The following is a 14,219-nucleotide window of genomic DNA, read 5'->3' on the forward strand; positions in this document are numbered from 1 at the left end:
GGAGAGGAAGTGATATGTCTTTTGAATATCCTCAAGATTTCAGATACCTGGATTCTCATGAATATGTGCGAATCGATGGTGAAATTGCTACCATTGGCATTACTGAGTTTGCCGTACATGAATTGGGGGATATCGTCTTTTTGGAACTACCAGAAATTGGCGACGCTCTTACCAGGGGAGAAAACTTTGGCACAATTGAATCAGTGAAAGCTGTTGAAGAACTGAATTCACCAGTAACAGGCACTGTTATAGAACGCAATGAAGCTTTAATTAATTCTCCCGAAGAAGTGTCAGAAGACCCCTATGGGGAAGGGTGGTTTTTGAAAGTGCGCGTCAATGACCCTGGCGAAGTTGAGGATGCCTTGACAGCAGATGAGTATCGCGCCCAAGTAGAAGGGGAGTAAGAAAGAGGCAAAGGGGCAGAGGGAAAAGACTTGTAGCAAATTTCCTTCTGCTCCCCTGCCTTTTTCCATTCCACTGGAAAATAAGTTATGAAATTTAGATAAATTGAAAAGTTACACTTACTTCTCATGAGTATTTATTGCAAAATATGAAATAGTACCATCTGGAGAGTAATTTGTGGTATTAAACGCCCCTATTCTCAAGTCTAATGAGCAGCAAGTGCTGGACGAAAAAAGTCAAAAGTTAAGTAGTTTTGTGCCAAGACACATTGGTCTTAACTTTGATGACATCCAGCAAATGCTTAAGGTTTTAGGGTTTCCCAGCCTGGATGCCTTAATAGATAAAACAGTTCCACAGGCAATTAGGCTGAAGCAACCGCTAAAGTTACCAGAAGCAGAAAGTGAGTATGCAGCACTGGCATCGTTAAAAAAAGTTGCTGCCAAAAATCAGGTTTTCCGTTCATACATTGGTATGGGTTATTACGACAGTATTACCCCACCTGTGATTGGGCGTAATATCCTAGAAAACCCTGGTTGGTATACTGCCTACACTCCTTATCAGCCAGAAATTGCCCAAGGGCGACTAGAAGCGCTGCTGAATTTCCAAACCCTGATTATTGACCTCACAGGTTTAGAAATTGCCAATGCTTCGTTACTTGATGAAGCTACAGCTGCCGCTGAAGCGATGAGCCTAAGCTATGGTGTTTGTAAAAATCAGGCAAATGCCTATTTTGTCTCTAGTGAGTGCCATCCCCAAACCATTGACGTGTTGCAAACACGCGCTCAACCATTAGGGATTAAGATTATTGTCGGCGATCATCAAACATTTGATTTTGATCGACCAATTTTTGGGGCTGTTTTGCAATACCCTGCAAGTGATGGCACTATTTACAACTACCGCGCTTTTATAGAAAAAGCCCATGCTAAGGGTGCATTGGTGACGGTAGCAGCAGATCCTTTAAGTTTAACTTTGCTGACTCCGCCTGGGGAATTTGGCGCTGATATTGCTGTCGGAAGCACTCAACGATTCGGTATTCCTTTGGGGTTTGGGGGGCCTCATGCAGCCTACTTTGCTACGAAGGAAGAGTATAAACGGCTGGTTCCGGGGCGAATTGTGGGAGTATCAAAAGATGCCCAAGGTAAGCCTGCATTACGTCTCGCCTTGCAAACCCGCGAACAGCACATCCGCCGCGAAAAAGCTACTAGTAATATCTGTACTGCACAGGTATTGCTGGCGGTGATGGCGAGTATGTACGCCGTATATCATGGGCCTACTGGACTGAAGCAAATTGCCGAAAATATCCATTCTTTGACGGTATTACTGGCTGAAGGACTGAAACGTTTGGGTTACAGCATCAGTTGCAAAGATTTCTTTGATACGCTGCGAGTAGAATTGGGAAGACGCAATTTAAAAGATATTCTGGCAGTTAGCGAACAACTTCAAATTAACCTACGAGTTTTTGATGCAACTACTGTTGGTATATCCCTGGATGAAACAACTACACCAGAAGATTTAATCGACCTCTGGCAGATTTTCGCTGGTACAGATGATTTACCCTTCACTTTAGAAGAATTAACTTCTTCCTCATACTCTCATCTTCCTCTCTCCCGTACAAGTACATATCTCACCCACCCAGTTTTTAACCGCTATCACTCAGAAACTGAGTTGTTGCGCTATTTGCACAGACTAGAAAGCAAGGATTTGTCGCTAACGACATCGATGATTCCTTTGGGTTCTTGCACAATGAAGTTGAATGCGACAGCTGAGATGATTCCGGTAAGTTGGGAGGAATTTGGCAAGATTCATCCATTTGCCCCGGCGTCGCAAACACAAGGTTATCAAATCCTGTTTGAGCAACTTGAGGCATGGTTAGCTGAAATTACCGGGTTTGTGGGAATTTCTCTACAACCAAATGCTGGTTCTCAGGGCGAATATGCTGGACTTTTAGTAATTCGTCAATATCACGAAAATCGGGGTGAAGCACACCGTAACGTTTGTTTGATTCCCACTTCCGCACACGGGACAAACCCAGCAAGTGCGGTGATGTGTGGGATGAAGGTGGTAGCTGTTGCCTGTGACTCACAAGGTAATATTGACGTTGATGACTTGAAGGCTAAGGCAGAAAAACACAGCAATGAACTCGCCGCCTTAATGGTGACATATCCCTCAACTCACGGTGTCTTTGAGGAGCCAATTCAGGAAATCTGTGCTGTTGTCCATAGTCATGGTGGACAAGTTTACATGGATGGGGCAAATATGAACGCCCAAGTAGGAATTTGCCGTCCTGGAGATATTGGTGCGGATGTCTGCCATTTAAATTTGCACAAAACCTTCTGTATTCCTCATGGTGGCGGTGGCCCTGGTATGGGGCCCATTGGCGTTGCATCTCATCTTGTGCCTTTTCTGCCTGGACATCCTGTTTTTACTATCAACAACTCAACTCAGCCCTCTAATATTGGTGCTGTGGCAGCTGCACCTTGGGGTAGTGCGAGTATCTTGGTGATTTCTTGGATGTACATTGCAATGATGGGTGCAAGGGGTTTGACCCAAGCAACTAAAGTGGCAATTCTCAACGCTAACTACATTGCCAAAAAACTGGAATCGTACTATCCGGTTTTGTATCAGGGGAAAAATGGTCTAGTTGCCCATGAATGTATTTTAGATTTACGATCGCTCAAAAAATCAGCTGCGATCGAAATCGATGATGTTGCCAAGCGTCTCATAGATTATGGTTTCCATGCACCGACTGTCTCCTGGCCTGTAGGGGGTACAATCATGGTGGAACCTACAGAAAGTGAATCTAAGCAAGAGTTGGATCGTTTCTGTGATGCGTTGATTTCTATTCGCCAAGAAATTACCGAAATAGAAGTTGGCAAGGTGGATGTCCAAGATAATGTTTTGAAGAACGCACCCCACACTGCCGAAAGTCTCATCACCGGAGAATGGCAGCATCCCTATTCTCGCGAACAAGCTGCCTACCCTGCACCTTGGACTCGTGAGTATAAATTCTGGCCTGCTGTTGGTCGCATTGACTCAGCTTTTGGGGATAGGAATTTTGTTTGTTCTTGTCTGCCAATGGATGCTTATTAAACTGAAGTGAAAAGTTAGGAGTTATAAGTTAGAAATTAAGACTCCTAACTCCTTTAATTCCAAAATAGTAGGGGCGCACAGTTGTCATTGGTGTCAACTTACAGCAGTTTTCATGTATTTGAACCACATCTGTTGTAGGGGCGCAAGGGCTTGCGCCCCTACCGCGTGGTCTATTTACCTGAAAATAGCTGTAACCCTCTTTTGTCTACTTTCCAGGAGGGCGATCGCGCTTAAGCCTCATAAGACAATCAATACAAGCTATACTATTAGAAAAAAATGGGTCTTATATTTGTTCTTAGAAAAGAATCGCGCGATGCCTGCGGTTTTTGCTAGCCTACGCTTGCTATACAACAGCTCTAAAATAATTTAGAAATGGCAAATGTTTTCGGAGAGTGACAGAAGAGGAGTAAGCTGAAAAATGCCATTAAGTTCTTTTCCCCTCTACTTTCTGCCCCTCTGCCTCTTCTCAATGCCCAAACCCTTACGGCAAATTTTCTCGCAGTAATGCTCGAAACCCTGCTTGTTGAAAATGCTCATCAGCAGTCAGTGCTTCAGTGATGCCGCTATATTGCATAACAATAAAAGATACGCAATCGACAAATCGCCATTCTTTCTCTGTTCGTTCACGATATAGCTGGAAAGCACGTTCGTAGAGTTCCTGGGAAAGGGGGACAATTTCTACTCTAGAGTCTGCTACTAGAGAATTTAATAATATGATTGCCGCCTGACGATAAGGTTGTTGGGATAAGGCATTGCCAATTTCCAACATCACCGCCTGTGTTGTCACCAAACGAGTTTCTGCTGCTTGTAACATTTTACCCAGATGTAAGGCTCGGTCATGCAAGCGATCGCTCGGTGCAGATAAGGCAATGGCAAATGATGTATCAAGAAAGACTTCAGAATGCATGAAAAGTTTATTTATTGTATAAATATTTATCTATATTGGCAGACCAGTCAGGTGGCCCTTGGAGGTTGAGTGATCTCGCCGTTTGCAAAAATGATACTGTTTCATGTTCGCTGGGCGGTAAAATTTCAATACTGATTCGCACGCGGGTATTAATTGGCAGTGCGATCGGTTCAGCCGGATAGAACACTTTACCATTAAATACAGCTGTGATTTTTTCTACCATTTTCCTTAAAAAGTTCTTCTAGTCTATCCTAAGCCGATTGTGGTGATACGGGTAGGGTAGACGACCCTATAAGTAGTGAAGATACGTATACTTGTCTTACAAATTATCTCGATTTTTCAAAATTGTCTAAACTATCAACTGACATACAACCCGACTGCCCATTTGTCAACCAAGAAGAGTCAGATTTTGCTACTTTCTCAATAACTTCTGACCTCAGGGTGCGTAGAGCTACGGGACGGGTAAGTAAGAGACTATATCTGCAATGTTGGTAGTAAAATTTCAATGGCGATCGCCTAATAATCGGCGATAATTGGCATCTCCTTTGACTATAACCAAAGATTTCAAGTTTATGAGATACAAAAATACCCTTCCCCAACCCTCCGCTTCTTTACAAGAGGAGAGTTGGGGAGGGGTGTACTTGATTTACAGTAGTCACTAATGTTAGGATAGTGTTGATCGCTCAAAGCCTTGACAAAACTGGGTTTTTACTCAGCATGGGCTAAACGCCCCGCTGACGCTAACAGCACTTTGCTATAGTACTGTATGTATTTCAGGCTGAAAAATCTACAGCAGTTTTATTTAAAAGAGGTTGTACATATCCTGCTGGCAATTTTGTAGCCAGGTTTTCTAAGCATTGGATATAGAAGTAAAGCTTTTATTTAGAGAAATACTAAATTTATAGGGAGATGCGGAGATTGATTCCAGTACTTTTAAATTGTCTATTGTGAATCATTAGTATCGCCAAAGGATTTCATCTGTAACTCGACTGCGTTGACGTAACTTTGATCGTTTAAAACTTGCGCTGGTAACTTATTAGCCCTGATAGCAGCCTGAACCACATTTTTCGCAGTCAAGTATCCGGTTTGGTATTTGAATAACAAAGTGCCCCCACTAGGAATACCCTGGTCTTTTAAATAACCTTGATAAGCTAGAAAAGCAATATTGAAGGGTTGCAGATATTTAGTATCTGTGGAGTTTTTTCGTAAAGCATTAGAGTTGATATTTGTATTTATTTGTCCACCGCCATTGTTAGTATTAACTGTTTGAGCGCCAGTAATTCCAGGGATGAAAACAATAGATGTAATTATAAGTGCAGAATTAACCAAGTTTGTGAATTTCATAGAATTATTTTCAACTTAATAAAGTGCAATCAGTATTCTCTAGTAATAGAGTTCACTGTTTTCTTAATCTCAATCTTTTATGGGAAGTTTACTTGATGGGTTGATTTGTTATTTACCCAAACTGGTTAGTTAAATTTAACCCAATTGGAAAAATGGGGAATTATGAGAAAGTTTAGTAATAACTTCAAAGAGGCAAAGATATGCTAAATAGAATCCTCATCTGACAGATATTTTTAGAAGATGCATTAGCGTAGCTCGCCGCAGACATCACCTATTCACATATCTAAAGATTTTTTGCTTAAGGCTATCAACCGAAATTCAACTTTGTTTTGGCTTAACTTTCCATACCAATATGCTAGAAAATCTTGATGATGGAAACAAATGCTTTTAATTTTCCAATTGATAAAAAAAAGTGATTGCAATTAATATCTAGAGGTAAATCCTCCAACTCATTGCCTTTTTGTGACTTCTGAACTATTTTGACGGCGTCACAGGCTCCATTAATTCACTACAAATAAGCTGATAGTGTCAAAATGTTATATGTATAGTTTATTTACAAAGTCATTTATGCCGAAAGCAATTTGGAATGGAGCTGTTTTAGCCGAGAGTGATAATACTGTAGTTGTGGAAAACAACCATTACTTCCCTGCTGACACCATTAACAAGGAGTACTTCACAGACACTAACACTCACACTACTTGTCCTTGGAAAGGTGTTGCTAGCTACTACAGTATCAATGTTGATGGGCAAATCAATAAAGATGCTGCTTGGTATTATCCCAGCGCCAAGGAGAAAGCTAAGAATATTGAAGGCTATGTCGCTTTCTGGAAGGGTGTAAAAGTCGAGGCTTAAGAAAGGTTCACTGGGGATTCCTGGAAGTCGTCACAAAATAATTGGCCCGCGCACACAGAAGTCTGAGCGGGCTAATTATTTAAACTATTTAGCAAATTTATTTTAAGACGTAATTATACCTTTGCTTTGCGAAATGCTGCTTGCTTTCTCTTCGCCAGCCAAGCCAGACTACCAGCAAGTATATTACCAGCGATCGCACTTGGTTCGGGTACTGTTGATATAATAAAACCATTAGGGACTGAGATAGTTATGTTACCTCCTGCTCCTGAATGATTGCTATCATCAGCGCTCGCACTTGGTTCGGGTACTCTTCTTAGTAAAATGTCACTGGCTATAAGAGTAATGTTGCCTCCTGCTCCTGAACTATTGCTACCACCGTTAATTTGCCCAGAATTGCCGCTAGTGCTATTAGGAATCGTTACCTGACTACCACCTGTGATCACAAGGCTCTTGGTTGTAACAGTTATCTTGCCTCCTGCTTCTAAATTAATAATGTTACCACCGTTAATATACAGGCTATTAGTAGATATAGTTAAATTGCCGCTAGGACTACTTAAATTACCGCCGATGGTGATCTTACTGAGAGCCGTTACATTACTATCATTGATTCCTGTTAGTCCACCATTGATCTCCAAATTCTGGCTGTTGATAGTGCTATTGATAAGTGTTAGGTTACTATCTATATTCAGATTGTGGCCGTTGATGGTGCTATTAGTAAACGTTAGGTTACTAAAATTGTAAGCGTTGATATTACCAGCGATCGCTAGTCTAGAGATATCACCAGCGATCGCTAACCCAGAAAGGGTAACATTCGCGGCGTTAATGTCAAATACGGGAAAGTTATTATTGCTACTGATAGTAAGTAAGTTAGCACCTGGGCCATTAATAGTAAGATTTTTAGCGATCGCAAGTGCCCCACTTGTCAGGGTAATTGTACTAGGATTACTACCCAATAGGAACTCTACCACGTCATTGCTAGTTGCAGTGTTGATAGCATCTCGCAATGAGCCAAAGCCACTATCATCAAGATTGTTAACCGTCAAAGTAGCAGCTTGGGCTGATTCTACTTGCATTATCACCCAACCCAAAGCAACAACTGTGGAAATAGCTTGAGCAATAGCCTTTTTTCTATTATTTTTTGTCACTTAAAATTCCTCAGATTTAAAGTAAGCAAGTATATTGAATGATGTTCAAGTTTATAACGTCTAACAAAATAAAATATAAGTATAATCTAGGGGTGCTGATGTTGATTGATTAAACATACGCTTGACCATCCAAATTTATGCCATCCCAGACTGAAGAATTTACTATTGGTGTCGAAGAAGAATATCAAATTATCAATCCCACGACGCGAGAACTAAGTTCGCGTGTGGAGCATATTCTTCCAAAAGCCCAGAAAGCAATTGGTTCAGAGGTGCAGCCAGAAGCCCAGCTTTCGCAGATAGAAATTGGTACGCCTATCTGTAAAACACTTGCAGATGTACGCTCTGAGCTTGTTCGTTTGCGCTACGAAGTGATTGCGGCTGCTGCTAAGGACGGTAAGCAAATTGCTGCTGCTGGCACACACCCGTTCTCACATTGGGATGAACAGGAGATCACGCCCAAAGAACGTTATCAAGATTTGATGCGAGATTATCAACAACTCACCCGTGAACTAGTCATCTTTGGCTGTCATGTGCATGTGGGAATTAGCGATCGCTCTACTGCCATCCAGGTGATGAACCGGACTCGTGTATGGCTTTCCCCACTCTTGGCACTGGCAGCATCTTCACCTTTTTGGTTAGGTACGGATACAGGCTATGCAAGCTATCGTACCGAAATTTGGGGTCGATGGCCTATATCTGGAGTACCACTGATTTTTGAGTCATTAAATGATTACGAAGCGCTTGTACAAGATTTAGTAGAGACAAAAAGTGTCGCGGAGGCGACGAAGATTTATTGGGATGTGCGTTTGTCTGAGCGCTTTCCAACAATAGAGTTTCGAGTCACGGATGTCTGCCAGACAGTAGACGAAGCAGTAATGGTAGCAGGGCTTGTACGTGCTTTGGTGCGAACTTGCTACGAAGAAGTCATAACTGATAAACCGTTTCACCCAGTGCGTCACGAACTTATACGTGCTGCTCACTGGCGTGCCGCACGTTATGGATTAGATGATGATTTAATTGACGTTAGCGCTATAAAAGCTGTTCCGGCACGGGAGATGGTTGAGAGCTTTCTCAGTTTCGTGCGTCCATCGCTTGAGGAGTACGGAGAATGGGATGAAGTCTCGTCTCTTGTACATAGAACGATGGAGTTTGGGAATGGTGCAACACGACAACGCGAAATTTACAAACAAACGGGGCGTTTTTCAGATGTCGTCGATTTAATCGTCCAAGATACAGCAAAAGGGATAGCTTCAGTATAAAGCTTTGGATATTGCAGTCCTAGCCAAAACAAGTGGATTGTCTGGATTTGCCTGCTTCGGTGTACCATACAAATAATGATCGTGTTCGCTAGACCAATCTTGGGGTGCATCAATAGTTCCCGTCATCGCCTTCAGAACATCCCAAGCATCACCCGATGATTCTGGCAACTCTTGAATTGTAATTACGTAACGTGTGTTAGGTGCTAAATCCAAAGGAACATCTGGGCGCAAAACACCTCCATCAAATACAACTGTTACTATCTTGTTCATAAAAAACCTTTAGAACTTTTGCAGTTGTGTAATCGTAATGTAAACTACCCGACGCTGATTAAGCATCAATACTACAGCTATACAGTGCCAGACATGATTATTTATAAGTTTTGCTTAAGCTGTTGTAACGATCGCATAAGCGTTTGCCACAAATGGATAAGCTCTGGTAACGAAACAACTTCATTGATAAGTTTTATTTAAGCGTTGTTAACGAGCGCATAAGTGTTTGCCACAAATGGATAAGCTTTGGTAACGAAATAACTTCATTGATAAGTTTTATTTAAGCGTTGTTGACGATCGCATAAGCGTTTGCCACAAATGGATAAGCATTCGTAACCAAACAGGTTGTGTTGGTAACGAACGCATAGGTTTTCGTTACTAACGGATAAGCATTCGTAACCAAACAGGTTGTGTTGGTAACGAACGCATAAGTTTTCGTTACTAACGGATAAGCATTCGTAACAAAACAGGTTGTGTTGGTAACAAATGGACAAGCTGTTGTTACCACGGGAACTTTATTTGTAACGTTACTGCTGCAAATTTGCTCAAATTCTTCTCAAGAGGATTTTCTTTAAGCTTTGCATCGCACGAGTAACAACATGATGCTGAAATGTATGTAGGGTAGAGCGATCGTGACACCCAACACCAAGATCCATGTTGGGTTGGACTGCGCTTCACGCAACCTACATCTAATTTAAAACAACTTCTAATGCTTAACGTGAAAAATTCAGATAATAGAAAAAATGAACACAGTTATAGCCATAGTCATATAGGTTGGCACATAATGACAATCGTGAATGTCAGGAAAAGTAATGTTTTTACCTCCTGCCTTCTGCCTCCTGCCCCCTGCCTCCTGCATAATTCTTCAATCCAATAACCCCACATAGCGAGGTAACAACTATGCAAAATCTCACCAGAATTACCCGCAATCCAGAAGTGATGGGTGGTAAACCCTGCATTCGAGGAATGCGTATTACTGTTGGTACTATCGTTGGGTTAATGGCATCTGGACACAGCAATAACGATATTCTTAAAGCATATCCCTACCTCGAAGAAGCTGATATTTATGAGGCACTTGCCTATGCTGCATGGCGAGTTGAAGAAATTGAAGTGCCTCTAAAAAGTGCATGAAAATTTTGATTGATATGAATCTTTTCCCTGATTGGGTTGCGGTTTTTCAGAGGTACAATATTTCGTCTGTCCACTGGTCTACTATTGGCAACCCCCGTGAGAAAGATGCAATCATTATGGAGTGGGCAAGAACTAACAGTTATATCGTCTTTACTCACGATTTAGACTTTGGTACTTTGTTAGCTGCAACAGGTGCTGATACCCGCAGTGTAATTCAAGTTCGTGCTCAGGATATTTTGCCAAACAGTATCGAAAATCTAGTCATTTCAGCCCTGAATCAGTTTGAATCCTTACTGGAGTCAGGTGCATTGGTTACTATTGACCAAGCTCAATCTAGGGTACGTATTTTACCAATTCGTAAATAGCTTGCAGCTTTGATTTAAGCATTTACCACAAATATGACGAAGTTTGTTGCCACCACAACTAGATTTGTAACGTCACTGCTGCAAAAGTAGTTAAATTATTCTTGTGAAGAGGATTTTCTTTAATCTTCGCATTGTATGAGTAACAAGATTATGCTGATGCCAAGCTTGATAGAAATCGGGGTAAGGCATATTCTGGGCGCATTCCCAGGCTAAATCGTAGTATTCACCATTCAATTGCCAATAACCACTTAAAGCTTTGACTACCTTAGAGCGATCCTGATTATCCTGTAAAATTTTCCCTAAACTTTCTGCTGCCTGCAAACGGGTGTCGTTATTCATAAATTTTATAGCAAGCACCAAGTCATCCTCAGTAGTTGATTGCAGCAGTTGCACTAAGGCAGCGATCGCAATTTCATTGCCAGTGCCGATTTCCCCTAAGCTATCTGCTACCTGCCTACGGATACAGTAATCCACAGTAGTTGATTGCAGCAGTTGCACTAAGGCAGCGATCGCAATTTCATTGCCACTGTCGATTTTCTCTAAGCTAGATGCTGCGTGCCAACGGATATAGTAATACATAGATTGCAGCTGTTGCACCAAGGCGGTGATCGCAATTTCATTGCCAGGGTCGATTTGCTTTAAGCTATCTGCTGTCAGCATACGGGTGAATTTATCCACAGTATTTGATTGCAGCAGTTGCACCAAGGCAGCGATCGCAATTTTATTGCCTGGGTCGATTTTCCCTAAGCTTTCTGCTGCCTGCAAACGGGTATAGTCACTCACAGTAGGTGATTGTAGCAGTTGCACTAAGGCGGCGATCGCAATTTCATTGCCAGTACCGATTTTCTCTAAGCTATATGCTACCTGCCTACGGGTATAGTAATCCACAGTATTTGATTGCAGCAGTTGCACCAAGGCGGCGATCGCAATTTCATTGCCTGGGTCGATTTTCTCTAAGCTAGATGCTACCCTACTACGGGTGGAGTCATCCACAGTAGTTGATTGCAGCAGTTGCACCAAGGCAGCGAGCGCAATTTCATTGCCAGTGCCGATTTTCTCTAAGCTATTTGCTACCTGCCAACGGGTGGAGTCATCCACAGTAGTTGATTGCAGCAGTTGCACCAAGGCGGCGATCACAATTTCATTGCTTGGGTCGATTTTTTCTAAGCTAGATGCTATCTGCCAACGGGTGGAGTCATCCACAGTAGTTGATTGCAGCAGTTGCACCAAGGCGGCGATCGCTTTTATGCGGTCTGTTTGTTGCAGTGCTGACCTAGCTCCCTCTTGAATTAGATTAGGAAATTCTGTCCAGTTTTGTTTTTTGGTGTTGAAATAACCAAAGCCCCACTTGACAATTTGTGCTACTATTTTATCGGCTTTAGAATAACCTCTAAACTCTGCAATTCCTGCGGTTGCTAAAAAATAGGCGCGATATTCATAAAATCCTTTATCTACATCTTCGCTATTCCTGTCAGTACACCCGTCTTTAAAGTTTACTAAAGCATCGATAAACTCTTGTTTTTGCTGCTTGAGGTTTTCTTCTCGCCCTAGCCAAAGTAATATTGTTTGCCTCCATTGTGCTTCAAAGATGCGATAAGTTCTTTGACTGGGATTTTTGGAAACATGGTTAAGAAAGAAATGCCAGTCATCAATTGCTATAGCAGCAAAATACTCTTGAAATGAAGCATGAAAGAAAGCGTAAACAGGTTTTCTATTCGGATCTATCCCGACACAGTTCAACCAGCCGCGATTTAGAGCCAATTTCAGCAGCGAATTTTCATCATCAGCATTCCCCAAGAAGCGATTAACAAAATCCTGCTGTAAGCGAAAACGGGTTGCTTCTTTGTCTATTGCTGCTTTAGCTAATTCGCCTAATTTGACATTGAGTTGCTGACGCTGTTCAAATGTTGTAGCAAATTCATCTTTTTTCCACTTGTAGAAGTCATCTACAAATTGCTGATAAAGTCCCGCTTGAGTATCCGGTAATTTACCTTCTCCTGATTGCCAATTCAAACACAGCAGTGTCAACCGCAGAGGATTTTTTATTAAATCCTGAATCCGTTCTTTACCTGATTCTTTCAACGCAGTGCATAATCGCTTCCCAGTTTCAGAAATAGCAGCGAACCATTTGTGAATAAATCTCTCTACTTGTTGTGGATAAGAAAAATCTAAACTGCGATAGGTATCAAAATCATCAAGTGCATTAATGCTGCCATCCCACAGATTAACCCGACAAGTCAACACGATTCGCGCTTGAGCAATTGAGCCTGCTTCACGGAATTGCCGTGCAATTTCTGTGAGAGGATTACCTGAAGATGCCGACATTTCATCTAACCCATCTAACAGCAGCCAGACATTATTTTGATTAAATAGAGCTACAAAATCATTCTTCAGTTGCTCAGTGGGTTTAGCTTTACCTGTTTTTTCAGCAACCTGAGTTAACCAACTCTCGAAAAGATAAGATTTTAGTTCCTTCTCTCGCAAATCTGCTAAAGATACCCAAATGACAATGGACTGGTGAATCTCACGAGATACCCAATCAGCAATCTGCTGTAACAGTGTTGTCTTTCCTGCACCTGGTTCGCCAATGATTGCAATTCGCTTACCTTGACTTTTAGGCGTGTTCTTCTGTTTGAGAACTTCTTCGAGAAAAGCATCATGCTCAAACGTTTTGGTGATTTGTGTTTCCTTGTACAGTTCTGAACCCTGTTCTGGAGAAATATCACCTTGAGGCTTGGATGCTTTTTTGCGCTCAACTAATCCCAGTGGTACGTAAACATCATCAACTTGCAGGGTTACTCCTTCAGTTGATGTCAGAGGATTTGTAGTCAGCTTTCGCCGTTCTGCGAGTATTTCACGGCAGACTTCACGCCAGTCATCGGGAGTTAACTTTGTCCCATCCTCCCCTTGAGACGACTTCAGTCAGTTGTAAGTATTGGTCTGTTGCTCAATGTTGATTTGTTGGGCAACCATTGCACCTTTCTCAGCTTTTATTTCCTCTGCTAATTTTGCAAACTTGTTAATAACTGAGGGCTGTGACTTGATTTCATCTGCTAATTTTTGAATTTCCTTAGCACTCTTAGACTGATCATTGTTAACTGCTGCTTCCACCTTTACAACAGCTTGAGCAATTTCTGGGTCTGCGTCTGCTGCTGCTGTCAGTTCTAGCACTGCTTGACCATAATCTAATCGCTGCGGTTCATTTCCCTCAACAGCACTGGTGAGTAATGGCGATTTATTCTTTTGGCGGAGTAATCCAATTAACTTGCCACCTAGCGTCCATGTAGCATCACCAATATTTTCGCCGATTTTCTCCTGGGCTTTAGTCCAAAGCGTAGTTGCGATCGCAGTAGCAACAGCCGTCAGTGTTACAGTTACCATAAATTCACTACAAATTGAATTGATATAGAAATTTCTCGGCTCAATACCTTTTCCAATTTTTCACAGAGAATAT

Annotated in this window: 14 protein-coding genes and 1 pseudogene; 6 read left to right on the forward strand and 9 right to left on the reverse strand. The window is 41.9% G+C overall.

The genetic code is table 11. The annotated features are described in order from the left end of the window. Positions 1-14: 14 nt before the first annotated feature. Complete coding sequence (gene gcvH / locus V7K89_RS33010) at positions 15-404, forward strand: glycine cleavage system protein GcvH (protein ID WP_069072677.1); 390 nt, start codon at positions 15-17, stop codon at positions 402-404. Positions 405-579: 175 nt separating this feature from the next. Then, positions 580-3,492: an aminomethyl-transferring glycine dehydrogenase gene (gene gcvP / locus V7K89_RS33015; protein WP_335194929.1), complete on the forward strand. Its 2,913-nt coding sequence runs from the start codon at positions 580-582 to the stop codon at positions 3,490-3,492. Between the two features lie 481 nt (positions 3,493-3,973). Here gcvP and V7K89_RS33020 read toward each other — a convergent pair whose 3' ends face one another. The 4 genes and pseudogenes from V7K89_RS33020 to V7K89_RS33035 all read right to left on the reverse strand — a co-directional run bounded on the left by V7K89_RS33020 (position 3,974) and on the right by V7K89_RS33035 (position 5,743). Then, positions 3,974-4,399, reverse strand: a complete 426-nt coding sequence (locus V7K89_RS33020; RefSeq protein WP_335194931.1) for a type II toxin-antitoxin system VapC family toxin — start codon at positions 4,397-4,399, stop codon at positions 3,974-3,976. Between the two features lie 7 nt (positions 4,400-4,406). Beyond that, positions 4,407-4,622, reverse strand: a complete 216-nt coding sequence (locus V7K89_RS33025; RefSeq protein WP_335194933.1) for a hypothetical protein — start codon at positions 4,620-4,622, stop codon at positions 4,407-4,409. A 103-nt stretch (positions 4,623-4,725) separates the two neighbouring features. Continuing rightward, a pseudogene (locus tag V7K89_RS33030) lies at positions 4,726-4,961 on the reverse strand (ARMT1-like domain-containing protein); the annotation flags it as partial. Positions 4,962-5,341: 380 nt separating this feature from the next. After that, positions 5,342-5,743, reverse strand: coding sequence for a hypothetical protein (locus V7K89_RS33035; protein ID WP_335194935.1), 402 nt, complete (start codon positions 5,741-5,743; stop codon positions 5,342-5,344). Positions 5,744-6,310: 567 nt separating this feature from the next. Here V7K89_RS33035 and V7K89_RS33040 point away from each other — a divergent pair. Then, positions 6,311-6,595, forward strand: coding sequence for a DUF427 domain-containing protein (locus V7K89_RS33040; protein ID WP_335194937.1), 285 nt, complete (start codon positions 6,311-6,313; stop codon positions 6,593-6,595). A gap of 113 nt (positions 6,596-6,708) precedes the next feature. Here the strand turns inward: V7K89_RS33040 and V7K89_RS33045 are convergent, their stop codons facing one another. After that, positions 6,709-7,740, reverse strand: a complete 1,032-nt coding sequence (locus V7K89_RS33045; RefSeq protein ID WP_335194939.1) for a hypothetical protein — start codon at positions 7,738-7,740, stop codon at positions 6,709-6,711. Positions 7,741-7,877: 137 nt separating this feature from the next. On the opposite strand from V7K89_RS33045, the gene V7K89_RS33050 reads away from it, so the two are divergent. Further along, on the forward strand, positions 7,878-8,999 hold the full coding sequence (locus tag V7K89_RS33050) for a carboxylate-amine ligase (protein ID WP_335194941.1): 1,122 nt from the start codon (positions 7,878-7,880) through the stop codon (positions 8,997-8,999). Here the strand turns inward: V7K89_RS33050 and V7K89_RS33055 are convergent. Together V7K89_RS33055 and V7K89_RS33060 are read right to left on the reverse strand one after the other, a co-directional pair. Next, a complete protein-coding gene (locus V7K89_RS33055) occupies positions 8,991-9,269 on the reverse strand; it encodes an antitoxin family protein (RefSeq protein WP_335194943.1) in 279 nt (92 codons plus the stop codon). The genes V7K89_RS33050 and V7K89_RS33055 overlap by 9 nt on opposite strands. 280 nt (positions 9,270-9,549) lie before the next feature. After that, the gene (locus V7K89_RS33060) at positions 9,550-9,777 is read right to left on the reverse strand and encodes a hypothetical protein (protein WP_335194945.1); all 228 of its coding nucleotides are present in this window, start codon (positions 9,775-9,777) and stop codon (positions 9,550-9,552) included. Positions 9,778-10,169: 392 nt separating this feature from the next. Between V7K89_RS33060 and V7K89_RS33065 the strand changes: the two genes are divergently transcribed. Continuing rightward, the gene (locus tag V7K89_RS33065; protein ID WP_292779210.1) at positions 10,170-10,400 is read left to right on the forward strand and encodes a DUF433 domain-containing protein; all 231 of its coding nucleotides are present in this window, start codon (positions 10,170-10,172) and stop codon (positions 10,398-10,400) included. Then, the gene (locus V7K89_RS33070; RefSeq protein WP_335194947.1) at positions 10,397-10,765 is read left to right on the forward strand and encodes a DUF5615 family PIN-like protein; all 369 of its coding nucleotides are present in this window, start codon (positions 10,397-10,399) and stop codon (positions 10,763-10,765) included. Before V7K89_RS33065 ends, V7K89_RS33070 begins: the two co-directional genes overlap by 4 nt. A 90-nt stretch (positions 10,766-10,855) precedes the next feature. On the opposite strand, the gene V7K89_RS33075 is transcribed toward V7K89_RS33070, so the two are convergent. Further along, positions 10,856-13,687, reverse strand: a complete 2,832-nt coding sequence (locus tag V7K89_RS33075; RefSeq protein WP_442941827.1) for an NACHT domain-containing protein — start codon at positions 13,685-13,687, stop codon at positions 10,856-10,858. After that, entirely contained in the window at positions 13,688-14,146 is a 459-nt protein-coding gene (locus V7K89_RS33080; protein WP_335194949.1) for a hypothetical protein, read from the reverse strand. Positions 14,147-14,219 lie beyond the last annotated feature (73 nt).

The sequence above is a fragment of the Nostoc sp. genome (assembly GCF_036917515.1).
Taxonomy (GTDB): domain Bacteria; phylum Cyanobacteriota; class Cyanobacteriia; order Cyanobacteriales; family Nostocaceae; genus Nostoc.